Below are 25,488 nucleotides of genomic sequence, written 5' to 3' on the forward strand. Positions count from 1 at the left end.
TTGGCGTTGGCGATGGCTACAAAGCGGAAGTCCGCATCGAGGAACGACAGTTCTGCGCCGACGTGGTTGCGACACGTACCCGGGCCGACATCAGGATGAATTGACGCACACGGATTATGACTGCGCCGATGTCGCGCGATTCAGCAGCGGCGCATTAGCGTTGGCCTGCTTCGCCTCCCACTGCACCGAGTCATGGCTGACATCCCGAGCCCAGGTCATTTCCGCAACTCGATGGTGTATATCGTCGCAGACCAGGCTGCCGATGGTGCTGACCGACGCACTGACCTGGCAATAGAGGGGCTCGAGCGAGAGTGCTATCGCGAACGCGGAAGCCTGGCGTCGGCCCTCGGCTCCCCAAAATTCAAGTCCCCCATTCTGTCTGACCACAATCACCTCCTTCGCGCCGCCTTCCAGGTACGACGCGACCCTATGGTTCATCTCGCGCTGCCGGTCGCTATCGAGCAGCACTTCTACGCAAAGGTCGGGTACAAACGGCACGGGGTGTCCCCGTCAAGACCTTCCCATTTTTCGGGCGCCATCCAGACCACGTCCGGGACCCGGATACCAAACGTTGGCGTCACCACGGGCACTGACATGGCGGCGAGGTGCACATCTGTTCGGCCAGCTGACAGTAAATCTGTGCACTGCCGCAGGAGGCAACCGATGAGAGCCAGGACACGACGTGCTGAAAGGACATTGGGTGGCGTCAACCGCGCCCGCACCTGCGCGGTGCTGAGTGCGGTCGCGACCCGGAATACAATGCGCCTGGCAGCAACGGAAGGCACCACCGAGGGCGCCTTGCCACACGACGTCCAGCACCGCGAGGTCACATGAGCCGTCAACGGAGACTCGTGTCCGTCGGAGGCCGAAGCGGGTGCTTAACTGAACTGGCGGGGACGCCCGCAAGTTGGAGGGGCCGGGCAGCGCCTTGAGGCAGTCAGCTTAGGGTGAGCTCTGCCCGCTGAGGAGTTCCGATATGAAACTTGACGCCGCCACTTTCCGGCAATTGCGTCGCTTGGCTCCCGTCCTCGACGACGTCATTAACGCAGGCGAGGTCGAGTATGCAGACCAGGCTGTGAATCTCACTGCATTGGCAACCCTGTGCTCACAATTGTTCGACGCATACCGCGACCTGCATCCGAACGATACGGAGCAGGCATGCCTCGACGCCCTCGAGTCGCGGTAACACACTTCCTCTGGACTGGCTCGCGGCTTCAGGTATCGTCCGTACAATCAAAGGACCTATCGCTTTGGCCCAGAACATGACCGCACGCCCATGCGTACAGGACGATTTTCTGCAGACGCTCGCAAAGGACAAGACCACCGTAAACGTGTTCCTCGTGAACGGTATCAGACTGAGTGGCCAACTGGCCGGCTTTGACCAGTTTGCAGTGCTGCTGGAGTCTGGCGCAGGCGTGCAACTTGTCTACAAACATGCCATTTCGACCGTGATGCCGGTCAATGGCAGGGCCCCGGCACGCGGTTCCGGCGCGGCGGTGAATCGGGACAAGTCGAACAACTTGTGAGTTCGCGTCCGATGAGAGCTGTCATGACATGTTGGGGTCTACGCCTGGCCTGCGCATAGCCAGGCGACGTCCACGTCGGGAAGGTCAGACAGGCGCGGCGCACAATCCGTACTCTTCGGAACGATAACTCCGGCGCGCCAAAGGGTCACGTCGCGTTCCGGTACGCCGAGCGACCTGGCCACCCGACTGGAAATCACCTTTGCGCGCTTGATGGTCATGTCCAGCCGTGCAGCGAAGGCTCGCCTGGAACAATGGCGCCGCTAGCTGCGAAGTCGCATCACCGTTCCGTTGCCGTATTCACGGACGCTATCCGTCTCCCGCGACAACAGAGGCACGCCAGCGTCATTCACTCGTTAAAGAGGTCGCGGCACGGCCCGTCATATCGAACGTCGAGCGATGACTCGTCCTTGAAAACGAGTCGCTTTACAACTCCGGAATCCTGGACTTTTTGAACGGCGTCCCGTTTCACGAAGACGCCTGGACGTTCATCGGGCAGAACCAGCTGCATCAGCGGACCGTACTTTTGCATGGCGTGGAAGAAGCTGGACTCCAATGAAGGTTCTCTCACACCCAGCCAGTAAACCAGGGCTGCGCCAGGATTTCGGGCGTCGCGTGCGAGAAATCGCAACGTCCTGCGGGTACCCTGGTAGGACGAGCGTTCGATATGCGACACATCGTGCATGCGGGTCTCCAGCTGGTTGTCCGTACGTTTTGCGAAATGGACCGCATAACGGCCCATTCGTCGCGACGAGGCGAGCGTCGGGCTTGTTACAGCGGCTTGATGTTGGCAACCTGCTTGCCCTTCGGCCCGTGCTTCACTTCGAAGCTGACCTTCTGATTCTCTTGCGATGATTTGAAGCCGCTGCCCTGAAACCTCAGAGAAATGGGCGAACAGGTCTTCTCCGCCGTCGTCCGGCGTGATAAAGCAAAAGCCCTTGGCATCGTTAAACCACTTTACTGTTCCGGTTGCCATATTCATTCCACAACAGTTTAATGTCGCATTCGCGTTTGCTGGATCTCACAGCGCAGCGAATCAGGAGGAAGAGTATTACCACGCTGACATTGTTTCTGCGCGTCACATCGGTCGTTAAGGTGTCGCGAATGGTCCTGTATTGAGCCGTCGATGTGCGTGCCGCAAAGCGGCTTGCATCTCGTCGTCACTTCGACGGGAATGCGGGCCTGGACTGCTAGCGGCACGCGTAAAGCACGCGTCCATCGAGGTCTCAACCCATGTGAAGTCCACCGTTGAGCGAAAAATCAGCACCGGTCGCAAAGCCGGACTCATTGCTGGCGAGCCACGAGACAATTGAAGCAATTTCCGACGCTTCTCCGAGACGGCGCACCGGAATGCCCTGAATAATTGCGTCCAGTACTTCAGGAGGCACCGCACGAACCATATCCGTGCCGATGTATCCGGGGGAAACCGTATTCACCGTGATGCCCTTCGTTGCCACTTCCTGGGCAAGCGACATCGTGAAGCCGTGAATGCCCGCCTTCGCAGTCGCATAGTTGGTCTGGCCAAACTGCCCTTTCTGCCCGTTCACCGACGAGATGTTGATGATTCGCCCCCACTCCCTGCTAACCATCCCCTCGATGACCTGCTTGGTGACATTGAAGAGGCTGGTCAGGTTTGTATCAATGACATCGTTCCAGTTCTCCATCGACATCTTGCGAAACGTGCCATCCCGCGTAATGCCGGCGTTATTCACCAGCACGTCAATCTCGCCGACGTCCTTCGTCACCCTGGCAAATGCCGCCACCGTAGACTCCCAGTCACCGACATTCCCTTCGGATGCGGTGAAGGAAAATCCAAGCACCTCCTGCTCCTTCAGCCATCTTTCGCGCCGGGGAGAGTTGGGCCCACAACCGGCGACGACCGTGAATCCGTCCTTGAACAACCGCTGACAGATTTCTGTACCAATTCCACCCATGCCGCCGGTGACATAAGCGATTCGCTTTGACATGTTCTTCCCTCGGTTGTTGCGGTTAAGAATTGAAACTTGTAGTTCGCCTGCATGTATGCGGCTCACGCTGCTTGGCGCGCGTTGGCGCGTTGGCGCGTCCGCGAGGCCGTACCTTTCAGCTTCGGGCAACAGGTTTGCGAGCAGACACAGGTACTGGCGGCGCGCTGGATACCTCCTCTGGCAAACGGCCGCCCTCAATAAAGTGCTGGAGCACCTTGCCCGCCAGCGGCTTCCCGCGCTGCTCCAGTCTTCTGAGAAGGGCGTGCGCAAATGCCATCAGGTCGTCGCCGCAAGCATGCTTTCCTCGTACAGCGTGCTCGCGATATGCGAGGCGCCTCGCGACAACTCCATCTCGTACTTATTGAGACGCGGCGCCTGGTCGAACGCCGCATCCTGTTTAACTGCCTTCACATTGATTCCCTCCGGGTTTGCGGAAGAGACGCCTGCTGTGCCGCATCCGAAATGCGTACCACTGCATCATTGCGAGTGCGATGCCGACCGGGCTGCGAACTTCAGAACGTACGGGAATCCACGGAGCACAAACTCCCCGGCCCGCGATTCCCGCGAACTGCGAAATCAGGCGACCGGAGGCTGCCCCGTGCAAAGCCAGTGAACATCGAGTTGGAGGACGGCGGCAAGACGCGTACAAGCGTTCAGCGGCGGCACGGTGATTCCGCGTCGCCAATATTGCACGTCATATTCGCTCACACCCAGCCCCTTCGCTGCGCGTGCCGAACTGATGCCGGCGCGTGTCAACGCCCTGTCGAGGCGTGCGGCCAGGGCGCGCTTCAGGCGGTCATTCCCGGCACTGCGCTCGAGATGACCGATACTTTGGGTATGTCGATTCATTTGTCTAACTTCTCTCAGATTATATTTTTTGCAACTCAACACCGGTTATTTCGGTGCCGGCCGAATCTACGTATTTGTCATGACGGCCTCATGACGCCATGTTGCCTTTTCGCCGGCACGCCGGGTGCCACTGTGGTTGGCGTTATAGTTGCGAGAACAACTATTCCTTCGCGTGTGCCGTGGCGCCAACCAATAAGTAAATGTTCACATTTGCCGTTGCACACATACGACCAAAAGGTCGTCCGAACCATCCGGACGAGACACCCCTGGCTTGCGTTTAGCTCGGCCTTGGGGTGACCGCATCTGACAGCCAAGCAATGCCTAGGCGGCCAGGCGAGCGCTCGCATCACCACAGCTTTGAGCCTCTTCAATCACTTGCAAAAGTGCCTCGAGGCAGAACGGCTTCTGCAGACAGACATCGAAAAGCCGCGTGAGTCCGCCATCCTCACTGTCTCCAGTCATGGAGACAATGAAGGGCCGGTCAGCGAAAGGCGTATTGACAATCGACAGTGCGACGGCACTTCCTTTGATTCCGGGCAGGTTCTCGTCAAGCAGGACCAGTTCGAAAGCGCGGCAGCACAGCAGCGAGAGCGTGCTTTCTCCGTCTTCCACCACGGTGGCGCGGTGACCATAGCAGTCAAGCAGGAAAGCCAGACTGTCCGCAACCACCTCATTATCTTCGACGACCAGCACGTCCATTCAACGTGTCCTTAAATGCCAAAAACTCGGGTTAACATTGATTCGTATTATTATATTATCCTAATGTTTTGGATGGCTTACGTATGTTAAATGGTTACGCCCGACTCGACTAGGTGTTTAGTTTAAAAATAGCAGCACGAACGTCCGTGAGTTTGGCGACGGCACTGCCAAAATCATTATGTATGTACGTTGACCCACATCCGTAGCCAGCACTATTTAGCCGCCCGGTAAAACTGATAACACGCCTTTCACGTCATGGAAACTTCACGCGACGAACCGTCGGTTTCCGCTGACAACCGCTATCTTTCGGATTTCCTCGCACCGGCGGACGGTGGGATGCGTTATTAAAGGAAAAGTCCTGGTTCAGTATTTTCCGGGCCGGCCGACCACGCCGACGACGCGCGGCTTCCGAAGGCGTTCGCTGACGGAAGCAAGCGAGTCGCGGCCGTCGCCGGAGGGAAGATGCTGAACTGCGCAACACGAGCCCCGTCGTGCCGGACGCCTTGCTGCTTCATTTGTGCACAATCGACGCTACTTTTCTTCTCGCATCCCCGGCGTGAAAGTGATACCGACCAGTAGTCCTTCGGGTGATATGAAACGACTCACCGTCTGCCCCAAGGCTCTTTCCTGCTCTTGACGGGCATTCGATGTCCTCGCGATTCAAGCTCCGCCGTTGCCTTTTCGACACTATCAACATCAAACTCGAGCCAGGCTTGCGGAGCACGAATGCCGTCGGGCGAGGAGTCCTTGCCAAAACACGACTGCGCCGCCTGAGAAAGTGGCCACAGGGCAAAACTTTTTGCGCCCTTCAGAGCTTCCGTATGAAGTTAGCCACCACTCTCCTCCTTGAAGGGGATGCCGAGGTTCTCGCCGTAGAGCTGGCGGCTTGCCCCACATCACGAACGATTGGACCAAAGCCCGCCATGAACAGAATTCCGGTGTTTCCGATTCGTTCCATGGCATCCCCAACAAATAATTGAACGTCCGCTCACGCGATGTATGGCGACACTGCTCCGGTGCCACGCAGGAGCCGCAAAGTCTTTGAAAGGCGCTAGCGACGTGCCGTATCAGACAGAAGGGCAAGCAGCGCAGACACGTTCACATCCTCATCGATTTGGTTGTGGTGCAATTCCGGTGCGTCGGTCTGTTACTCTTGAGCTTTTGACGACCACGAGCCAATGAGCAAGCTGAAAGAATCTCGAACGGTTGTTCAACGGGCGTCATTTCGACCGCGAAGTCATCGTCCTTTGCGTGCGTTGGTATCTGCGCTACAAGCTCAGTCTGCGTGATCTTGTCGAGATGATGGCGGAGCGCGGCCTGTCCCTCGCCCACACTACGATCCTGCGTTGGGTGAAGCGCTACACGCCGGAGTTCGTCAAACGCTGGAATCGGTTGGCTACGACAGCCGGTAGCCTATGGGCAAGTGTGGTGTTTTCCCTTAATGTAGTTTCCATCTCTGGCCGTTGAGAAGGCTCGGACCTTTTCATGCCGAAAGTGCCCTGCAAAAGCGGCCGTTTTCGCGAAAATGGGCCAAAATACCTTCCTTTAACGACGCCGTCAATCACGACGGACTCTGTGCGCTAACCTCCGCAGTGACGTACCTGGAAGGCTGGCCTGGCCTCACATACGGCAAGACTATCTGACGGGATGGGAACCATGACGACGACCAACCCAACTCTGCGCAAGCTGAAAGACGCGGCCAAGTCGATGCTGCCTGCGCCATTGTTCTTGAGCCTGTTGCATCACAAGTACATTGGCCGTTATCCGAACCTGCTTCGTCCGACAACATTCAACGAGAAAATTCTGCAGAAAAGCCTGCGGCCGGATCCGTGGCTCACCGAGTTGACCGACAAGCTTACGGTCAGGGACTATGTTGCGAGAAAGCTTGGCGAGAGCCATCTTATACCGTTGCTTGCCGCCCCCGAGACCTTCACGAAAGAGGTATTCGATGCGTTGCCGGACTCGTTCGTGATGAAGGCGAATCACGGCAGCACTTATGTCAAGGTGGTCAGAAACAAATCGGCAACCTCATTCGAGGAATTGCGGGATCTCGCGAACCATTGGTTGTCCCTCGACTTCTACAAGATGGGTCGGGAAAAGCACTATCGCCCCATCAAGCCGCGTATCTTCTTCGAGCAACTGCTGCTCGATGAGAGCGGCAACGTTCCCCCCGACTATAAGCTGCAGTGCTTTGGTGCCAAATCAGGCCGGCTGGTCATCTACATTCTCGTCATCTCGGACAGATTCGGCGCTGATACGCGCGGCGATCTGTACGACGTCAACTGGAACCATCTGGACGTAGTCATTGGCGAGTACAAACCCAGTGAAAACCCGCCGCCTCGCCCGGACAATCTCGACGCGATCGTGGACGCTGGGATCAAGCTCTCGGCGGACTTCGACTATGTCCGCGTGGACATGTATTCGCCCAATAACCAGGTTTATTTTGGTGAACTTACTTTCACGCCGGGTGCGGGCGTTCTGCCATTCATGCCGGACAGGATCGACTACGAGTGGGGAAGCCTGATACCAGACGCTTACCTGTCGATAAGGCCTTCCTTGCGAGCAACTTCGCCCGGGGCACGGTAGTTTCCTGCCGATGTTTTTCGCGAACTCTCCATTAGCGGTAACGACAGTGGTGAAGCGCCATGCAAAAAATCACAATCGTGATCTGCAATTACAACCACGGTCGCTTTCTGGCCGACGCAATTGACTCATCTCTTTCTCAGGACTACCCGGAAACGCGTGTTCTGGTGATCGACGACGGATCGACGGACGGCTCGCGCGAAATCGCAGAATGTTATGCCGGCCGCATCCAGGCGCTCTATAAGGAGAACGGCGGCCAGGTCTCCGCATATAACGATGCAGTCAATATGATCGACACGGAATTCGTGATCCTGCTCGATTCCGACGATCTACTGTACAAGGGTGCGGTGTCCGAGGTCATGCAAGCATTCGAGGCCGGCGACTCCGTCAAGGTTCAGTTCCGTCTCGACGTTGTGGATTCAGCCGGGAAGCCCACGGGTACATACGTACCTCACTCCGCCGCGCCAGTCGACTGCGGTAGCCTGCTGCGCCGGGGTTGGCTCTATCCGTCGCCGCCAGCGTCAGGCAACGCCTACCGGACCAGCGCATTAAAGAAAATCTTTCCCGTGCCGGAAGCAAGCAGTAATCGCTACGGCGCAGACTTCTACGCGATCTACGGGGTCGCATTGTTGGGAGCAATCGCGACGATCCCGAAATCGTTAGGCGCATACCGCGTGCATCGGACCGAAAACACAGGAATCGATTTCGCCAATTCGTACAGCACCGACAAGGCGCCCAAGGCGCTGACCAAGCGTTGGTCGATCCTTCGGCAGATGGCGCGCTCGCGGCTCGGCATAGAGCTTCCGCCATCGTTTCACGACTTCTCACTCGAGAAAGCGTATTTTTGCTCTGCTGTTTATCAGGCTTCGTTCGCGAAGCGCTGGGGATGGGTCAGCCGGCAGTCGCATTGTTATTTGCGCTCGATAGTCGCCAATCCGTTCTGGAGCTACAAGAAGAAGATAGGCACGCTCGCGCTGTCCAGTCTTTGCCTGTTGCCTTACTCACCGCTTTCCGATTTCGCGGTTCGCTATATTTCCAACCCGCTCGCGAGACGTCGCCTTTAGTCAACTGAAGACGTGTGTGCCCTGTTCCAAGGCTGATCCGTTATTACATTGCGGAGGGCGCAACAAAGCGCATATGATGGACATCTCATTGCGACGCGCAGAACACAGCGACATTCCAGGCATTGTTGCGTTCTACGAACGGGAAAGCGATCCTAATATCCTTCGGCGCAGCGCGCGTGAAGTTGCCAATGCCGTCGATCTTGGCGCCATCTTTCTGTTTTTGGAGCGTAATCAGATCGTGGCCGCTTCAGGCGCGTTCGCAATACATTTCAGGGAAGAACTGTACTTCGAATATGGCGGCACGATCGTGACGCGCCCGTTCAGAGGCTTCGATCTTCAGGATATATTCACTTCGGCACGTTTTTGCTTCGGTTTCCTCTTCCACCCGGAATCGCTTCCAGATCGTGTTTATACGTTCATCAAGCCAGACAATGCCCCATCAAATGAAAATATTAAAGGGAGAGGTTTTTCACTGCGAGAGACAGCGCCCACTCCATACATGAGACCATGTGGAACCTGTAAATCGCGCGCGTCACTTCCGCCTGGCAGAAGATGCTGCTACAACATCTATGGAATCGATATGGAAGCGATCAGGCGTAATGTCCGATACTTTCTCGAGGCCTCCGCGGAGCGCACGTCGTCAAAGGGCATGCGGCTTGAAATAACCTCGACCCTGTTTCGAGACGCGCGCCAGCGCGCTATCCTCCATAGCGTCATTGCTTGAGTGCTCTCGTGCGTGGCGTCCACACATCCGCACTCACGGCCCGAACTGTTGCCAACGCAAGCAGGGGCGGGGTGTCGCCGGGGAACATGATCCACGGTCCGTTCGGGCTGAAGTCATAGGTTGGACCGAAGCTCGCCGGCATCGCCATCTGCGCAGTGGTCAGGCCGGTCTCGTAAGAGAATTGCTCAACGAGATATTCACAGTTCAGGGTAACGGCGGCGTTGTTTGTGTAATAGATAACATTTAATTGGGAGGGCGCCAGCTGCATACACCGCCTGCGCTGTCAGAGAAATAGTGAGAACCGCGGCGACACGGGCACCGCCTCTGGCCACACAGATTGTCGGATGATCCGGGTGGCCGTGTCGAACGTCCGTAGTCGGCCGAGCGCCGACCTATCCTGCTTTCATGGCAGCTGGGTCGATTTCACTGTCAGTCAGCCCAAATCTTGCCATGCGAGCGCGATGGTCCGGCGAGCCAAGATATGAACCGAGTCGCTGATTCACTGCTTTTAGAAGACCTCCGTTCTCCCGGTTGAATGAAAACGCTCCCAGCGGAGGCGTCCGCCGTCCTCCGTTCGTTTCCGGCTCGTGCGCGACGGCTTCGATCACTGAACTGCCGATCCGACTCGCGACGATCCGATTTCCCAAGGCCGTACTCGCATAAGCGGCAATCGCCCCGAGAGAACGGCCGCGATCGCGTCGGCTTGTTGCTCAAAGATAACGATTTGCTCCTTGGTCACGCCTGAGGCTACCGCCGAATCATGCTGAACCTGCCCGGCAATGATGCCGAGGCGCACATCAGGACATTTGGCGATTGAGGAATAACTTTTGAGCGCTTTGGGGTTTCCTGGTTGAACCAGGAAGCCGTCCTCGATTCCCCACACCGGGACGTTGAACGGGACTGTATCGCCCCCCACCAGGAAAGGCTAAAGCTGGTGACCCCGGGCCGGACGCAGTGGCCGGAATCCACCGCGCCGCACGTGCTGGTCCTCACGCCACACGTAATCGCCCGTCAGGTTGATGTGTTCCCAGCCAAGCGGCGAAAGATACGGTAGCAAAACTGCATCGGGCGGGGCACCGCGTGCGGCCATCGCGTGGACAGCCCGTTCGAGGTAGACGGTGTTCCACAATACGATCGCGGCGGTCACCAGATTCAGGCCGCTGGCGCGATAGCGCTGCGACTCAAAGCTGCGATCGCGGATTTCCCCGAGGCGGTAGAAGAAGACCGAACGTGCAAGCGCATTGCGGGCCTCGCCCTTGTTCAAGCTGACGTGAACGCGGCGGCGCAGTTCGACGTTCTGCAGCCAGTCGAGGATGAACAGCGTACGCTCGACCCGACCGATCTCGCGTAACGCAACGGCGAGGCCGTTCTGCCGCGGATAGCCGCCGAGCTTGCGCAGCATCAGCGAAGCGGTGACGGTACCCTGCCGGATCGACGTCGCCAGGCGCAGGATTTCGTCCCAGTTCCGCCGGATTGCCTTCTCGTTGTACGCGTCGCCAATCATCGGCTGGAGCGCCGGATAATCCTTCACGCTGCCAGTCACGTACAGCTTCATGTCGTGGAGATCGCGGATGCGGGGCGCGAACCGGAAGCCCAGCAGGTGCATCAGTGCAAAAACGTGGTCGGTGAAACCGTTGGTGTCGGTGTAATGTTCCTGAATGCGCAGATCCGACTCGTGGTACAGCAAGCCATCGAGCACGTAGGTCGAATCGCGCACGCCGACGTTCACGAGGTTCGGGTAGAACGGCGCGTACTGGTCGGAGATGTGCGTGTAGAACATCCGGCCTGGTTCAGCGCCATACTTCGGGTTCACATGTCCGGTGGGTATTGTCAACTTGTTGAAGGGCGCGCGCAGGCGAAATCACTCAACATAAGGATCACTAATTTATGCGGCAATGCGATCCAGCATCGGATTGCCCGTTACGGTTTCCCACGCCTTGAACGCATACTTGCGGGCCTGCCGTTTCTGTTGCGCGTTCGCGTTGTAGCGGCAGTGCATGAAGAGGTTGCTTACCTGAGCATGGACCGACGTGAATCGTTGTAGATGGCGCGCCGACTTGAAGCCTCCGCCCGGTTGTTCAGTCCTTTGTGTTGCCGATGCTCGACGTTCAGGCCCAGTTCGTTGTTCGCCGCCGCGTAGCTGCGCAGCTTGTCCGTGACGATCACGCGTGGGCAGCCGTGGCGCCTGAGCAGCTTGCGCATCAGCCGTTTGGCCGCCGCCTTGTCGCGGCGGCTCTGCACCAGCACATCGAGCACTGCGCCGTGCTGAACGACAGCCCGCCACAGCCAATGCTTCCTGCCGTGGATCGTCACGACCGCCTCATCCAGGTGCCACTTGTCGCCGCGACCCGGCGCTGTCGAACGGATACGCTTCGCGACCGCCAGACCGAACTTCGTCGCCCAGCACCGCACCTTTTCGTACGTAAGCTCGATTCCCCGTGCCGCCAGCATCTCCTCAACCATGCGCAGGCTGACGGGAACCTGTAGTACAGCCACACCGCGTAACAGATGATGTCCGGCGGAAATCGATAGCCCTTGAACGAAATCGGCGCCTAGGCCGACAGCAAGACGGAAACGGAAGCTTTCTTCATGCCCCATTATATTCGTCGACCCCGGCGCCAACTTGACAATACCCTGCCCGCCAATTCTGTGGCTGACGACGCGGCCTTGGGCGGGCATAGTTGGGCTGGGCGGATTCCGGTTGCGAACTCGTGAGACTGTTCCTGCCTAGTCGACGCAAATTCTCGAGCGCCTGATTTGCCAGCGAGAGCGCTTGATTAGAGTGGATGGTGGAACCCCACATATCCAACAAAGCCAACAAAACCAATAAAACGCGCTTGACACCAGTTTTTGTCCAACCTGTAATGCATCCAACCAGCCAATGCGCTGTCCCATTCAGGATTTAGGATGAAATACGGGTCAAAATGTGTCTCTGCACCAACGGTTCTTGATGCCGCTGATCGGATCCGGAACGGCTGCCTGACGCCGGCCGAGTTGATAGCGCACAGTCTGAAAGCGATAGAAACCCACAATCCCACATTGAACGCATTCGGCGACATCTACGCCGAAACGGCGGCGGCTGAGGCCGAAACGTTGACGCGCGAAGCCTCCCGCGGCTGTTTTAGAGGGCCACTGCATGGCATTCCGTTCGGCGTCAAGGACCTGTTTTCGACCGCTGGACTGCGGACGACGCGGGGTTCGCTGACCGCACTCGACTATGTACCGTCGGATGATGCGCCGATTATCCGACGCCTGAAGGATGCAGGGGCGATCATCCTCGGCAAGACCGCGACGACCGAGTTCGAGTCGGTTGGAGCGGCGCGAGCCTGTCGCGCGTATTCGGCAACGGCCGCAATCCCTGGAACCCACAACTCACGAGCGGCGGCTCCAGTTCGGGTTCGGCGATCGCGGTCGCCGCACGGATGGTGCCCGCGTCGCTCGGTTCGGACGGTGGCGGTTCGGTAAGGATTCCCAGTGCGTTTTGTGGCACGTTCGCGCTCAAGGGCTCGCTCGGCCGGATTCCGACGTGGCCTTGGTCGGCGACCGAAATGCTCAGCCATGCCGGCCCGATCACACGGACGGTGCGCGACAGCGCGCTGCTGTTCGACGTGCTATCCGGTCCCGACCCACGCGATCACCAGGCGTTGCCAGCACCGACTGAAACGTTCCTCGCGCGTTGCGATTCGCCGCTGCGGCCGCTGCGCGTCGCGTTTTGTCCGACGCTGTTCAACGTTGACGTCGATCCGGCTGTTGCGGCAGCAGTTGAAGCGGCGGTCAATCAGATTGCGCGGACGCTGCCAGTCACGATTGATATGCCCGCGCTCGAATGGCATGACCCGTTGCCGACGTTCGAGGCCCTATGGGTCGGCGGCCGCGGAATCGTGTACGGCAAGTCGCTTGCCAATCGCAAGGAGGAGCTCGAACCGGGCTTCGCGACGCTAATCGAACGTTCTGCGGACTACGATCTGGCCGGCTATCTGACCGCAGTCCAGCAGCGCGCGGCGTTCGCTTGCAAGGTCCACAAGCTGTTCGAGCGCTTCGATCTGCTGCTGACGCCAACGCTGCCAATTCTTCCGTTCGACGCGGACCGGATTGCGCCATCTGACCTCGATGGCGTCGACGACACCGCGGTGCCGTGGGCGCGCTGGACACCGTTCACGTACCCATTCAATCTGTCCGGCAACCCAGCGGCGAGCGTGCCGTGCGGCTGGAGTCCGTCAGGGTTGCCAATCGGCTTGCAGGTCGTCGGGCCGCGCTTCGCAGATGGCGACGTGCTGCAGTTCTGCGCGGCGTTCGAGGCAATTGCGCCGTGGGAACATCGGCTGCCGCCGTTGCTCGTCGGCTAGGAGCGCACCGTGACGATCTGCCATTTCGACGCTCATCAAGTCGGTGCCGGGCCAGAACGGCGCGCACTGATGGCACCGCCGAGACCTGTGCTCCAGCAACAGACGAAGTTGCAAGCGGCGCAACGTCTCGACGCGGACGAGGCCACGCCGACGCACCACCGCCTGTTGGCACAATCCGGGCGCTGCCACCGCGTGATCCGAACGCGCGGCAAACCTCGTTACACTGGTTGCTTCCCTGTCCGCCGGACTCATCTACCTATGCTGAATCAGCCTCGCCTCGAAGAAATCATGCGTTTTCTGAGCCAGCAGAAACGCGTGAAGGCCACCGACCTCGCTACGCAGCTGGTCGTCTCCGAAGAAACGATTCGCCGCGACTTCAAATATCTCGAAGAACTCGGCAAGTTGCGTCGCGTTCACGGCGGCGCGATCCTGCCGCGGCTTAACGAGGAGCAACCGCTGCAGGTCCGCAACCGGATCAGGACACAGGCGAAAGCGAAGATTGCCGAATGCGCAAGCGGCCTCGTGCAGGAGGGAATGGCGCTGTTCCTCGACACCGGCACGACAACACTCGCACTCGCGCATCAGCTGACAAGCTTCAGCCAGTTGCGAGTCGTCACGAACTCGCTCGACATTGCGCAACTGCTGACGCAGCAGAGCGACAACCACGTGCTCGTCACACCAGGCGACGTCCGTCGCAACGACAACGCATTGATCGGCCCGCACACGCTCGAATTCGCCCGTCAGTTCCATTACGACATCGCCTTTATGGGCATTGGCGCGGTCGATCTGAAGCTCGGGCTGATGGATTACGAAGAATCCGAAGCCATGCTGCGCAGAACGCTTGTTGTGCATTGCGTGCGTAGCGTCGTGCTCGCCGACGATGGCAAGTTTGGCCATCGCACGTTCATCAACACACTACCGTTCGACGCGATCGCGACGCTCGTCACAAACCGCCCGCTGTCGGCCGACTACATAGACCGCCTGGAACAAGCTCATGTCGATATCGTCCATCCCTGAACTGGTTCAACCCAACGCCGATGAGTTGCGCGCGTTCGACGCGCTGTTCAGCGCAAGCTCCGCGATCGGCGCGACGCCGGCCGGCGGTCTGCATCGGCTCGCGGCGTCGGCCCAGGACGGACAGGTTCGTGATCTGTTCCGCATCTGGCTCGACGAGCACGGTTTCGATGTGCACATCGATGCAATCGGCAACGTCTTCGGGCTGGTGACTTTGACGCCGGGCGCGCCGTACGTGTTGTGCGGGTCGCATCTCGACAGCCAGCCGAGCGCCGGCCGCTTTGACGGTGTATACGGCGTGCTTGCCGGCGCGACTGCGATCGTCGGCATCGCGCAGAGGCTTCGCGCGAGTGGTCACCGTGCGCCATGCAATCTGGCGGTCGTTGACTGGACCAACGAAGAAGGCGCGCGTTTCCAGCCGAGCCTGACGGGTAGCAGCGTGTTCACCGGCGCGATGTCGCTCGACGACGCGTGGGCATGCGAGGACCGGCAAGGCGTCACGCTGAAGAGTGCGTTGGAGCAGATTGGCTATCTCGGCGATGCGATGCTCGATCTGCCTGTTGCCGCATATGTCGAGATGCACGTCGAGCAGGCGTCGAATCTCGAGCGCGAGGGGCTCGCAATTGGCGTGGTCCGCGAGACGTGGGCCGCATTGAAATGGCGAGTGCGCTTCGACGGCGAGCAGAATCACACCGGCCCTACACCGATGGCCGACCGGCGCGATGCATTGCTGGCGGCAGCGCACACGATCGCCGCGGTCCATGCGGAAGCCGTGCGGCACGGCGCGCAAATGCACAGTTCGGTTGGCCGCCTCGACGTATATCCGAATTCGCCGAACGTCGTGCCGTCGAGGACGATACTACACATTGAATTCCGTTCGCCGTCCACTGCGCTGCTGGACGGCACTGCAACATGCTTCGAGGCGACGTTGCGGAATATCGCTGAACAGACCGGCACGCGCATCGAGATCGAAAGCCGTCAGCTTCGCGCCCCGCTGAAGCTGCATGATGGCTTGTCGCGACTTGCCCACGACGTCAGCCTCGAACTCGACCTGCCAGCGGGCGATAGCGTCACCGTCGCCGGCCACGATGCGATTAGCATGAGTCGCGTCACGCCGACGTGCCTGCTGTTCGTACCTAGCCGCGGAGGCGTCTCGCACAACGAAGCCGAGTACACCGCTGATGCCGATCTGCATAACGGCCTGCGTCTGTTGAGCGCGTTGCTGGAGCGCATCTGCACCGAATCGTCGAGCTACCTTTGAGGACGACAATGCTGACGGAATCGCCTGAGTCCCTTCGATTGCTCGACGCGCTGCATGCAGTAGGGCTAGGCAACGACGCGCAGGTTGGGCACGGCACCGGAGCAGTCGCGTCGCCGACGCGGCTCGCGACCGAATGGGCCGGCTTCGTCGTCGCGGTGGGCGCTCAATCGTGGTATGCGAAAGTGCTGCACGACGATATGAAAGAATTGATCGACGTTGCGCGGACCGTCGACGCGAGCCGCTGTGCGGCACAAGCGGAAGCAACGGTCGCGCTGCGCATCGTTGATATGCAGCGCGGCGTGCTGCTGTTCGATCGATTGGAGGCCTCCGAATGGCGCTGGGCGCGCGTTGACGATCTGGCGTCACCCGAGCGTCTCGACGCGCTGTGGGCGGCGAAGCGGCAAGTGCATGACGGTCCAGCGCCCATGTTTGTCTCGTCTCCGATGGACGACATCGCCCGACTTCGGGCGCTGTGTCGACGTGATGCGGTGGAATTGCCGATCGACGGGTTGCGGACCGACGACTGCATAGATCGTGCATGGAATGCGTTGCAGGCATCGGACGTAGAGGTCGTGCCACTGCACGGTGACGGCCTTGCGAGCAACGTGATGGTTGGCCCGCAAGGCGAACTCAAGCTGATCGATTTCGATTACGGTGGCTGCGGCGACCCCTGGTACGACGTGGCTATCACGCTGAACGAGTTGTATCAGTTCGAGCCGCAATGGCGGGAGGGCATCGTGCGCTGGGCTGGCCGTTGCGACGAAGCCGACTACGCGCGTTGCCGTCTGTATGCGCTTGTCAACGACTGGTACTGGACACTGTGGGGATTGTGGCTAGGCACGACGTCACCGCGCCGTGTCGAATTCACGAAACTCGCTCAATGGACTTCGTTGCGCTGCCGACAAGGCATTCAGGACGCGCGCTTCGAAGGCTGGCTTCGTCTGCTGAAGGGATGATTCGATGAAAGCACTCGGTCAGGCTCAGACCCATCATGAACACGAGATTGAAGCGGCGATTCGTGAAATGCCTGCATGGAAAGGGTACGACATTCGCTACGCACCGGTAGGTGGCGGCATCTCGAACACGAACTGGCGCGTCGAAGTCGACGGCGCGCAGACTGCGTATTTTTTCAAGGTGCCGGGTCAGGGCACAGAGATGTTTATCGACCGCCGCACTGCACACGAAGCGAGCGTGAAGGCCGCGATAACCGGCTACGGCGCGCCGGTGTTCGCGTTCCTCGAGGACCTGGGCGTCGAGGTGTTCGAGTTCATGGAAGGCTGGCGCGCGTCGTCAAACCTCGACTTCCTCGAGCGTGAGGTCCGGCACAACGCATTGCGTGCACTGAAGGCGTTCAATGATCAGCCGGTGCTCGCTCAGACGAAGACCATGTTTGACATGATCGACGAACATCAGCAGCAGGTCGAAGCGTTGCACGCGGTTAAACCCCCGGATCACGACTGGCTGTGCCAGCAATACCGTCGTGCCCGTGCGGCGCTCGAAGCGTCGGGCCTGGATCTCGCGCCCTGCATGAACGATACCCTCGCCGGCAACTTCATGCTGAACGATGCGCGCGAGATTCGCCTGGTCGATTTCGAGTACGCGTCGAACAACGACCGGCATTACGAGCTCGCCCTGTGGTTTGGCGAGATGTTCTTCGCGCCTGGGATGGAACTCGCGCTGCTCGAGGACTATTTCGGTCGCGTGACGCCCCAGGTCGTCGCGCGTGTGCAGTTGAACAAGGCGCTCGCCGATCTGAAATGGTCGACGTGGGCGATGGTGCAGCGTGCGGTGTCGCGGCTCGATTTCGATTTCTATAAGTACGGGTTCTGGAAACAGATGCGCGCTCGCATCGTCTTTCAGGATCCGCAGTGGGAGACATGGCTGAGACAGGCGTGAAGAAACTAGGCGCTTGAAAACAGCTCCGTGCATAAACTGGTTCTGCGCCGACGCTTGAGCTTGACGACCTATTGAGAACCCGATTTCATTTTCAGGATGGGAAGGCACTATGGTTATTAAGGAATCCAGAGCGAAATTAAAAGCGATTGGCCGCGTCCGGGCGGATCTGACGCCACCTTCGGCCCGGCACCCCGAAGGCGGTGCCTATCGGCTGGGCGCGCGAGATGACAGCGCGTTCCATTCGTGTCCTTCAACCCGCCGCTAGCGAGGAGCCGATCATGGCTGAATCGATCCAAAGCTCGATGCCGAATTCGAAGAAGATTGTATTCGGCATCTATTTCTTCCTGCTTCTTCTGATGGCGCTGTGTCCGCCGTTGTATCTAGGCGTCAGCGGCAGTAAGCAACTCGTGCTCGGCGTACCGCTGCCGATCTTCTACTGGATCGCGAACGCGGTCCTGGTCGGGCTCGGCGTATGGGCGCTGTACGTGGCCGAAGGCGTGTCCGGCGAACTCGCCAACGAAGGAGAACCGACATGATCCACTTCACGAATCCCGGCAACCCGGCCGTCACGTTCGGCATGATCGTCGTGTTTCTCGTTGCGATGATCGCGGTGCTGTATGCGACCAACCGCCGGAGCACAAGCTTCTCCGACTATGCCGTCGGCGGCCGCTCGTACGGCCCGTGGTTCGTCGCGATGAGCTACACGAACTCGTGGTGGCCCGGCTCGACGTTCACCGCGTTCTTCGCGCTGTCGGTCGGCGGCGTGCTCGGTTTCTACGGGATGGTCTACGCGACGCTCGGCGTGACCGCGATGTATCTGATGGCAAACCGGGCGTGGTCGTGGGGCCGGCAGTTCAATCTGACGACGCAGCCGGACCTCCTCGGCATGCGCTACAACAGCCCGGTCGTCAAGCGAATCGCGTCGATCATCGGGATCATCTCGGTGTTTCCGTGGGTCGTGATGGGCATCCAGGCGCTCGCGACGTTATTCCAGTTCGCAACGTTCGGCCAGTGGACCGTGACGGCCTGCCTGACTGCTGGTGTTGTCATTGTACTGATCCGCCAGTACTGGACCGTCAGCATGGGGATGCGGGGGCTGATCATGACCGATATGTTCCAGGGGCTGATTGCGTACGTGCTGTGCGCGGTGCTGTGCATCCTGCTGCTGTTCGGCAACCACGCGTCATTCTCCAACCTGTCGCAACTGCCGGCGAAGATGCTGCTGATTCCCGGCGACGCGCGTACCGGTTACGGTCCTTGGTACATGTTCAGCCTGATCTTCACCGGTGTGATCGGCTCAATGTGCTGGCCGATGAGCTTCCAGCGGATCTATACGGCGAGCGGCGTAAGGGCCGTCAAGAAGGGCACGCTGCTGACGATGCTGCTGGTCGGCGGCTTCTATTGCATCCTGATGCTGTTCGCGGCTGCCGCGAGTCAGGACCCGAACGTAGCCGCTCAGCCGCAGCACGGTTGGTTCGTCGCACTCGCCGATATCGGCGGCCCATGGCTTCTCGCGGTGGCAATCGTGATTGTGCTTGCGGCGAGCATCGGCCATGTCGACGGTTGTGTGCAGGTCTGCGGCACGCAGTTCGCCAACGACCTCGCGACGTGGAATACGCCGCGCAGCGATCGCCAGTTGATGGTGTTGTCCAAGGCGGGTATGGTCGTGTTCATCGTCGCAGCGGCGATCCTTGCATATCTGACTTTCGACTACAGCCGACTGCAATTACTCGCGCAGATTTCATATCAAGGGATCATCCAGCTTGCGGTCCCGCTGTTCTTCGGCATCTTCACGCGGCGTGGCAACAAGCAGGGCGCGATTGCGGGAATGCTGGTGGGCATTGCAATCGCGATCGTGCTGACTTCCGTCTATCCGGACGACATCCGCGCGCTCGGCTCGCTGACCAGCGGGATTGTCGGGCTCGCAGCGAACTTCGTCGTGTTCGTCGTGTTTGCGTTAGCGATCAAACCGTCGACCGACGAGATCGCCCGGCTCGACCGGCTGTTCACGAAGCCTGTGCGCGGCCGCGCACCTTCGACGGTCGCCGTACCGGTAACACATTAAGGAAAAGCGGCCGCGGCGGCCGGCATGGATCTCGCATTTTGATGCTGCCGCGGCGTCGAGAATTTGACTCAACGGAGGCCGGATGACTTTAGCGATTTTCGATCTTGACGACACGATTATCAATGGTGATTGCGCGAATTTGTGGAGCAGCGAGATGGCCCGCCTAGGTTGGGTCGGCGACGCCGATGCATTTGTACGGCAAAACGACGAGATGATGCGTGCCTACGGCGAAGGGTTGCTTACGATGGACGATTACATGAAAGCAACACTCGCACCGCTCGCCCGTCGCCGCGTCGTTGATGTGCGCCATCAGATCGATGCGTTTGTTGAACAGGTGATCGAGCCGAGGATTCGGGCCGACGCGCGGAATGTGATCGACGCCCATCGCCAGCGTGGCGACACCCTGCTGGTTATCTCGGCGTCGAGCGCGCATCTGGTCGAGCCAATTGCGGCGCGAGTCAGTATCAATCATGTTCTGGCGATTGATATCCAGACGGAGGACGGTGTCTATACGGGACGCACCTCCGGCGTACTGACGTATCGGGAAGGCAAGGTAGTTCGGCTGCGCGCATGGCTAAAGGCGCACGACGAAAGCCTGGCCGGTGCCAGCTTCTATTCCGACTCGCGAAACGATTTACCTCTGCTGTGCGAGGTCGACAGGCCGCATGTGGTCAATCCGGACCGGGTGCTGGCAGCGCATGCGAAGGAGTGTGGGTGGCCTGTGTTGACATGGCACTAACGTGCGCGGCACTCTGGAGCAACGCGAGATGAGCTATACCGAAGCGATCGGCACACGCACCTACCGGTTCGACGATCTCAAAACGTTGCTGGCGAAGGCGAGCCCGCTGCGCTCGGGCGATCAGCTCGCCGGCACCGCGGCGGCCAGTGAGGAAGAACGCGTCGCAGCCAAGATGGCACTCGCGCAGGTGCCGTTGCGCACCTTCCTCAACGAGGCATTGATTCCGTACGAAAGCGATGAAGTCACGCGCCTTGTCATAGACGATCACTCGCCCGAAGCTTTCGCCGAGATATCCCATCTGACGGTCGGCGATTTCCGCAACTGGCTACTCAGCAGCGAGACGGATGCCGATGCACTCACGCGTATCTCCGCCGGCCTCACACCGGAGATGGTCGCCGCGGTGTCGAAGCTGATGCGTAACCAGGACCTGATCGCGGCGGCGCGCAAGCGTCCGGTGATCACACGCTTTCGCAACACCGTGGGATTGTCTGGCCACATGTCAGTGCGCTTGCAACCGAATCATCCGACCGACGATGTCAAGGGCATCGCCGCCTCGATGCTCGACGGCCTGATGTACGGTTGCGGTGACGCGATGATCGGCATCAATCCGGCTACCGACAGCCTGGCCGCGATCACCACGCTGCTGCTGATGGTCGACGATTTCCGGCAACGCTATCAGGTGCCGACGCAATCATGCGTACTGACGCACGTCACCAACACGATTGCCGCAATCGGCAAGGGCGCGCCGGTCGATCTGGTGTTTCAGTCGATTGCCGGTACGGAAAAAGCGAATGCCGGCTTCGGCGTTTCGCTTGCTTTGCTGCAGGAAGCCTATGAAGCGGCGCTCTCGCTCAATCGCGGCACAGTCGGCAACAACGTGATGTATTTCGAAACGGGGCAGGGCAGCGCGTTGTCGGCGAATGCGCATCATGGCGTCGACCAGCAGACCTGCGAAGTGCGCGCCTATGCGGTGGCACGAAAGTTCAATCCGTTTCTCGTCAATACGGTGGTCGGTTTCATCGGCCCGGAATACCTCTATGACGGCAAGCAGATCACGCGCGCGGGTCTCGAAGATCACTTCTGCGGCAAGCTGCTCGGCGTGCCGATGGGTTGCGACATTTGCTACACGAACCACGCGGAAGCCGATCAGGACGATATGGACAACCTGTTGACGCTGCTCGGCGTCGCGGGAATCAACTTCATCATGGGCGTCCCCGGCGCGGACGATGTGATGCTGAACTACCAGAGCACCTCATTCCACGATGCGCTTTATGTGCGCGACGTATTGGGCCTAAGGCGTGCGCCGGAATTCGAAGAGTGGCTGGAGTCGATGCAGGTCGCCGACGCGCTCGGCGTGTTGCTCAATGGCGCGATACGGCAACCTTTGCTGGAAGGTGCGCGCGAATGGATGGGGATCGCATGAGCAACGACTTCCTCGAAAAGAACCCCTGGAGCGCATTGCGTCAGTTCACCAATGCGCGTATCGCATTAGGGCGTGCCGGCAACAGCCTGCCGACTGGGCCGCTGCTCGCGTTCAATCTATCGCACGCGCAGGCACGCGATGCGGTGCATCATCCGCTCGACGCTGATTCGCTGCATGAGCAGTTGCGCGCGAACGGCTTCACCACGCTCGATGTGCATAGTGCTGCGCCGGACCGTCAGCATTACTTGCGGCGTCCGGATCTGGGGAGACGCCTGTCGGAGGAGAGCCGCGAGGCGCTTGCGCAAGCCTCCATCGAAGCGCCGGAAGTGGTGTTCGTGATTGCCGATGGGCTGTCGGCCTGTGCTGCTGCAAAGCAATCCATTCCGCTTTTGAGGGCCGTCTCTTTACGCCTTGCGGATTGGAAAATCGGTCCGGTGGTGGTCGCTCGGCAAGCACGGGTGGCGCTTGGCGATGAGATCGGCGAAATTCTGCGGACCAGGCTCGTCGTGATGCTGATCGGCGAACGTCCCGGGCTGAGCTCGCCGGATAGCCTCGGCATCTACCTGACGTACGCGCCTAAAGTAGGGTGCGCCGATGCGCAACGCAATTGCATTTCGAACGTGCGCCCCGAGGGATTGAATCACGGCGCAGCCGCGCACAAGCTGCACTATCTGCTGACGCATGCGCGCCGCTTGGGCCTCACTGGCGTGGGACTTAAAGACGAGAGCGATGCATTGCTGGAAGAGGCGGCCAAAGACGCGTCAACGGCGATCGCAGCACCGGATGCGAACTAACGAAGCGTCTTAGAGGCCAGTTCAAAAAGGCTGCTCTGCACGCCTGAAGATGCTCCAGCAGACGAGGGCGCAGCCGAATTTCAAGAATGCTTCGTGAATGTCCGCTCGACGATCGAAGCGTATGCGAAGACGACGAAAGTTGTGGAGCCATCCCTGCTCTCCTTTATGACCTGCGCGCGACTTCGCCGTCGCGGGACAGAAACGTGACCGCGACGATATCGTCGGAGAGATCAATGTTCAGCGCGCCTTCCTTCGTGACGATCAGATTCAGGAAGTCGAGCAGATTGTGCGCGTAGAGCGACGATGCGTCGGCCGCGACCATCGACGGGACGTTTGTGTAGCCGACGAGCGACACGCCGTGCTTCGTCACGACCCAGTCCGCTTCATTCAGCGGGCAGTTGCCGCCGCGCCGGCCTTCATATTCGGCGCCACGTCCCGCCGCGAGGGTCCGTTGTGCCGTCTGTGGGCGCTACGTAGCGTTTGTCGTCAGCGACGCGACGGCATCGGGAATGTTCGGCAAAATGCCAGCCCCCTCCGAAACCGTCAGAAAACGGCATGTCGTTACCGGTGTGTGCGGTTGCCGTGGACATAGCACACACCGGTAAACGCGCGAGCAAAGCCGTCCCGAACTGAGCAACGAACGCGTCCGCTACCCGTCCCCGAAAATTCCGCTTTGTTCCCGCGAGAGCCGTCCGTCCTGTGGGGGCAAACGTGGGGGCAAAATCGGCCCCAAACGAAAAAGGCTCTCAGAGCCGAAGCCATGAGAGCCTTATATCTATTGGTCGGGGCGAGAGGATTTGAACCTCCGACCACCTGCGCCCCATGAAAGGAACAAATCTCCCCGAGCTGAAGAGTCTGTTCGCCGTCGCGGCGTGCGGAGCCATCCGGCACGGAATAGCGTCCTGTGGGATCCAACATTTTTGCGTATACAAGTGCGCATATGTGCCATAAATCAACTATTTTTTTAATTTAAAATCAAACACTTGAACTTTACATTCGAGTCTCTCCTGGCACCACAAGTTGTTCCGGCGTAAGCCGAAGTAGTTCGAGAAACCCCGTAAGACTCTGGTCTTACGGGGCTTTTTTTTCGCAGCTCCGTTACGTTCCGCTGACGTCGGCTCTTTTTGCGTATACCAGAGTGGGGGCACTTCCATGCCCAAACGTGTCGATCCGAAGTCGGAACTGGTCTTCCGTAGCGCCAAGCCACGCGCTAAGCCCTACCTGCTCGCTGACGGAAACGTCCTTGCATTGAGAGTACGGCCGAACGGCGCCCGAACGTGGTTATTGCGATATCGACGACCGAGCACCGGAAAGGAAAATTTCCTTAGTCTGGGCCCCAATCCTGACGTCTCACTTGTCGATGCACGCAACGCGGCCGCCATTGCGCGCAGCCTGGTTCGCGACGGAATGGATCCAGTCGAACAGGCGGCGGCTCGCAGGCGTGCCGCCGAGGGCGCCTTTCGGCTCGTGGCAAAGAGGTGGCTCGCCTTCAAGCACAAGGAATGGGCCGATGAGACATACCGAAAGGTCGAGTTCGTTGTGCACGACTACCTGATACCGGCCCTCGGCAATAAGCCGATCTCGACGCTGGCTATTCCTGAGGTGAAACCAGTGCTCGAGGGCATTGCGGCGCATGCACCGAATCTCACCACCAAATCGCGACAGTATGTCGGCGGCATCGTGAGCTATGCAATTCAACACGGCCTTAGGGAAGACGTTCCGCTGTCGCTGCGTGGAGTGATCCCTCGTCACAAGAAAGGCCATATTCCGGCGATCACGAAACCCTCCGAGATCGCGCCGCTAGTAAGAGCGATTAATGGCTATAACTCGCCGATTACGCGGGCCGCTCTGAAATTGACGATGCTCACTGGTTTGCGCCCGGGCGTGGTCGTAGGCGTCCCGTGGGACGAAATGGACCTCGACGGCGCCGAATGGCGTGTGCCAGCACTCCGGATGAAGATGCAACACGAACACATCGTGCCACTGCCAAAGCAAGCGGTTGCGCTGTTGAAAGAACTTCAGACGCTCACGGGCCGCGGCGACTACGTCTTTCCCTCGCCTGCGCGGCAGAAAACGCCGCATTTGCACCGCCCCCCAGAGCAAAGCGCTTCGAGAGATGGGCTTTCAGGGAAAGCACGCGGCACATGGATTCCGCGGCATGCTTCGCACGGTGGGGAGGGAACGCTTGGGCATTGACATCGACGTTCTAGAGGCGCAATTTGCGCACGCAAAACGCGGCGACGTCCAGAAGGCTTATGACCGGACAACGTTCGACGAAGATCGTTGCCGCGTTATGCAGGAGTGGGCTGATTACATTGACCGGCTTTGCGATCTAAAGGCCTGGTTCTCGGCGGCCTTCGGCCTCGTCGTCGCGGCTTGGAGTGTCCCATCTTTTCTGCGCTCGTCAACTACTGGGCCGCCCCTTTTGTCATCCCCACTCGATTGACACCCCCCGCCGCAAACCCAACGCTGGGCCCGACTCGGGTCCCATCGCGCCCGCCCATACCGTCAGCGATACCTCCAGGCCGTCCATATCTTTCG

At 59.4% G+C, this 25,488-nt stretch carries 24 protein-coding genes and 9 pseudogenes; 19 read left to right on the plus strand and 14 right to left on the minus strand.

The genetic code is table 11. From position 1 onward, the window contains the following. Positions 1–114: 114 nt before the first annotated feature. Positions 115–498 carry a hypothetical protein gene (locus tag OKW41_RS33985; protein ID WP_429575329.1) on the minus strand — a complete coding sequence of 128 codons (384 nt, stop codon included), beginning with the start codon at positions 496–498 and terminating at the stop codon, positions 115–117. 478 nt (positions 499–976) lie between these two features. On the opposite strand from OKW41_RS33985, the gene OKW41_RS33990 reads away from it, so the two are divergent. Next, a complete protein-coding gene (locus OKW41_RS33990; protein ID WP_429575330.1) occupies positions 977–1,186 on the plus strand; it encodes a hypothetical protein in 210 nt (69 codons plus the stop codon). A gap of 76 nt (positions 1,187–1,262) precedes the next feature. After that, positions 1,263–1,526 (plus strand): RNA chaperone Hfq, encoded by a 264-nt coding sequence (gene hfq / locus OKW41_RS33995; protein ID WP_429576528.1) that lies wholly within the window; start codon positions 1,263–1,265, stop codon positions 1,524–1,526. A 346-nt stretch (positions 1,527–1,872) separates the two neighbouring features. Here the strand turns inward: hfq and OKW41_RS34000 are convergent, their stop codons facing one another. The 7 genes and pseudogenes from OKW41_RS34000 to OKW41_RS34030 form a co-directional block, all read right to left on the minus strand. Continuing rightward, positions 1,873–2,208, minus strand: coding sequence for a hypothetical protein (locus OKW41_RS34000; protein WP_429575331.1), 336 nt, complete (start codon positions 2,206–2,208; stop codon positions 1,873–1,875). Positions 2,209–2,294: 86 nt separating this feature from the next. Further along, a pseudogene (locus OKW41_RS34005) lies at positions 2,295–2,499 on the minus strand (cold-shock protein). Positions 2,500–2,749: 250 nt separating this feature from the next. Beyond that, positions 2,750–3,490, minus strand: coding sequence for a 3-ketoacyl-ACP reductase (locus tag OKW41_RS34010; protein WP_429575332.1), 741 nt, complete (start codon positions 3,488–3,490; stop codon positions 2,750–2,752). 276 nt (positions 3,491–3,766) lie between these two features. After that, positions 3,767–3,901, minus strand: coding sequence for a hypothetical protein (locus OKW41_RS34015; RefSeq protein ID WP_429575333.1), 135 nt, complete (start codon positions 3,899–3,901; stop codon positions 3,767–3,769). A 165-nt stretch (positions 3,902–4,066) separates the two neighbouring features. Then, positions 4,067–4,339: an XRE family transcriptional regulator gene (locus OKW41_RS34020; protein ID WP_429470800.1), complete on the minus strand. Its 273-nt coding sequence runs from the start codon at positions 4,337–4,339 to the stop codon at positions 4,067–4,069. A 321-nt stretch (positions 4,340–4,660) separates the two neighbouring features. Beyond that, positions 4,661–5,038 (minus strand): response regulator, encoded by a 378-nt coding sequence (locus OKW41_RS34025; RefSeq protein ID WP_429575334.1) that lies wholly within the window; start codon positions 5,036–5,038, stop codon positions 4,661–4,663. Positions 5,039–5,569: 531 nt separating this feature from the next. Continuing rightward, positions 5,570–5,996, minus strand: a pseudogene (locus tag OKW41_RS34030) (VOC family protein). Between the two features lie 248 nt (positions 5,997–6,244). Between OKW41_RS34030 and OKW41_RS34035 the strand changes: the two are divergent. From OKW41_RS34035 to OKW41_RS34050, 4 genes and pseudogenes are all read left to right on the plus strand, one after another. After that, positions 6,245–6,421, plus strand: a pseudogene (locus tag OKW41_RS34035) (IS6 family transposase); the annotation flags it as partial. Positions 6,422–6,685: 264 nt separating this feature from the next. Then, the gene (locus tag OKW41_RS34040) at positions 6,686–7,624 is read left to right on the plus strand and encodes an ATP-grasp fold amidoligase family protein (protein ID WP_429575335.1); all 939 of its coding nucleotides are present in this window, start codon (positions 6,686–6,688) and stop codon (positions 7,622–7,624) included. A 59-nt stretch (positions 7,625–7,683) separates the two neighbouring features. Next, positions 7,684–8,685, plus strand: coding sequence for a glycosyltransferase family 2 protein (locus OKW41_RS34045; protein ID WP_429575336.1), 1,002 nt, complete (start codon positions 7,684–7,686; stop codon positions 8,683–8,685). Positions 8,686–8,758: 73 nt separating this feature from the next. Further along, positions 8,759–9,409 (plus strand): hypothetical protein, encoded by a 651-nt coding sequence (locus OKW41_RS34050; RefSeq protein WP_429575337.1) that lies wholly within the window; start codon positions 8,759–8,761, stop codon positions 9,407–9,409. Here OKW41_RS34050 and OKW41_RS34055 read toward each other — a convergent pair. The 4 genes and pseudogenes from OKW41_RS34055 to OKW41_RS34070 all read right to left on the minus strand — a co-directional run bounded on the left by OKW41_RS34055 (position 9,399) and on the right by OKW41_RS34070 (position 11,955). Beyond that, positions 9,399–9,677 (minus strand): hypothetical protein, encoded by a 279-nt coding sequence (locus OKW41_RS34055; RefSeq protein ID WP_429575338.1) that lies wholly within the window; start codon positions 9,675–9,677, stop codon positions 9,399–9,401. The two genes, OKW41_RS34050 and OKW41_RS34055, sit on opposite strands and share 11 nt — an antisense overlap. A gap of 124 nt (positions 9,678–9,801) precedes the next feature. Beyond that, positions 9,802–10,313: pseudogene (locus OKW41_RS34060) on the minus strand (transporter substrate-binding domain-containing protein); the annotation flags it as partial. A gap of 21 nt (positions 10,314–10,334) precedes the next feature. Continuing rightward, positions 10,335–11,231 (minus strand): annotated as a pseudogene (locus OKW41_RS34065) (Tn3 family transposase); the annotation flags it as partial. 63 nt (positions 11,232–11,294) lie between these two features. Continuing rightward, a pseudogene (locus tag OKW41_RS34070) lies at positions 11,295–11,955 on the minus strand (IS6 family transposase). Between the two features lie 361 nt (positions 11,956–12,316). Here OKW41_RS34070 and OKW41_RS34075 point away from each other — a divergent pair. The 11 genes and pseudogenes from OKW41_RS34075 to eutC form a co-directional block, all read left to right on the plus strand. Continuing rightward, positions 12,317–12,661, plus strand: a pseudogene (locus OKW41_RS34075) (amidase family protein); the annotation flags it as partial. 74 nt (positions 12,662–12,735) lie between these two features. Beyond that, positions 12,736–13,755, plus strand: a complete 1,020-nt coding sequence (locus OKW41_RS34080; protein WP_429576529.1) for an amidase family protein — start codon at positions 12,736–12,738, stop codon at positions 13,753–13,755. Between the two features lie 258 nt (positions 13,756–14,013). Continuing rightward, positions 14,014–14,772 carry a DeoR/GlpR family DNA-binding transcription regulator gene (locus OKW41_RS34085; RefSeq protein ID WP_187617094.1) on the plus strand — a complete coding sequence of 253 codons (759 nt, stop codon included), beginning with the start codon at positions 14,014–14,016 and terminating at the stop codon, positions 14,770–14,772. Further along, a complete protein-coding gene (locus tag OKW41_RS34090; RefSeq protein WP_429575339.1) occupies positions 14,750–16,030 on the plus strand; it encodes a Zn-dependent hydrolase in 1,281 nt (426 codons plus the stop codon). The genes OKW41_RS34085 and OKW41_RS34090 overlap by 23 nt, the downstream gene beginning before the upstream one ends. A gap of 8 nt (positions 16,031–16,038) precedes the next feature. Continuing rightward, positions 16,039–16,986: a phosphotransferase gene (locus tag OKW41_RS34095; protein ID WP_429575340.1), complete on the plus strand. Its 948-nt coding sequence runs from the start codon at positions 16,039–16,041 to the stop codon at positions 16,984–16,986. 4 nt (positions 16,987–16,990) lie between these two features. Then, on the plus strand, positions 16,991–17,926 hold the full coding sequence (locus OKW41_RS34100; RefSeq protein ID WP_429452195.1) for a phosphotransferase: 936 nt from the start codon (positions 16,991–16,993) through the stop codon (positions 17,924–17,926). A gap of 278 nt (positions 17,927–18,204) precedes the next feature. Further along, positions 18,205–18,462, plus strand: a complete 258-nt coding sequence (locus tag OKW41_RS34105) for a hypothetical protein (RefSeq protein WP_429575341.1) — start codon at positions 18,205–18,207, stop codon at positions 18,460–18,462. After that, complete coding sequence (locus tag OKW41_RS34110) at positions 18,459–19,991, plus strand: sodium:solute symporter family protein (RefSeq protein WP_429575342.1); 1,533 nt, start codon at positions 18,459–18,461, stop codon at positions 19,989–19,991. The genes OKW41_RS34105 and OKW41_RS34110 overlap by 4 nt, the downstream gene beginning before the upstream one ends. A gap of 82 nt (positions 19,992–20,073) precedes the next feature. Then, positions 20,074–20,730, plus strand: a complete 657-nt coding sequence (locus OKW41_RS34115) for an HAD family hydrolase (RefSeq protein ID WP_184068813.1) — start codon at positions 20,074–20,076, stop codon at positions 20,728–20,730. 28 nt (positions 20,731–20,758) lie between these two features. Continuing rightward, positions 20,759–22,153, plus strand: coding sequence for an ethanolamine ammonia-lyase subunit EutB (locus tag OKW41_RS34120; RefSeq protein WP_429575343.1), 1,395 nt, complete (start codon positions 20,759–20,761; stop codon positions 22,151–22,153). Next, positions 22,150–22,947 carry an ethanolamine ammonia-lyase subunit EutC gene (eutC, locus tag OKW41_RS34125; RefSeq protein WP_429575344.1) on the plus strand — a complete coding sequence of 266 codons (798 nt, stop codon included), beginning with the start codon at positions 22,150–22,152 and terminating at the stop codon, positions 22,945–22,947. The genes OKW41_RS34120 and eutC overlap by 4 nt, the downstream gene beginning before the upstream one ends. Before the next feature lie 21 nt (positions 22,948–22,968). Here eutC and OKW41_RS34130 read toward each other — a convergent pair. Both OKW41_RS34130 and OKW41_RS34135 read right to left on the minus strand, forming a co-directional pair. Next, positions 22,969–23,142: pseudogene (locus OKW41_RS34130) on the minus strand (IS5/IS1182 family transposase); the annotation flags it as partial. Next, a pseudogene (locus tag OKW41_RS34135) lies at positions 23,111–23,395 on the minus strand (NAD(P)(+) transhydrogenase (Re/Si-specific) subunit alpha); the annotation flags it as partial. The pseudogenes OKW41_RS34130 and OKW41_RS34135, both read right to left, overlap by 32 nt. Before the next feature lie 704 nt (positions 23,396–24,099). On the opposite strand from OKW41_RS34135, the gene OKW41_RS34140 reads away from it, so the two are divergent. After that, complete coding sequence (locus OKW41_RS34140) at positions 24,100–25,143, plus strand: tyrosine-type recombinase/integrase (protein ID WP_429575345.1); 1,044 nt, start codon at positions 24,100–24,102, stop codon at positions 25,141–25,143. After that, positions 25,133–25,393, plus strand: a complete 261-nt coding sequence (locus OKW41_RS34145; protein WP_429450732.1) for a hypothetical protein — start codon at positions 25,133–25,135, stop codon at positions 25,391–25,393. Before OKW41_RS34140 ends, OKW41_RS34145 begins: the two co-directional genes overlap by 11 nt. Positions 25,394–25,488 lie beyond the last annotated feature (95 nt).

This window comes from Paraburkholderia sp. UCT70 (assembly GCF_050434085.1).
Taxonomy (GTDB): Bacteria; Pseudomonadota; Gammaproteobacteria; order Burkholderiales; family Burkholderiaceae; genus Paraburkholderia; species Paraburkholderia tuberum.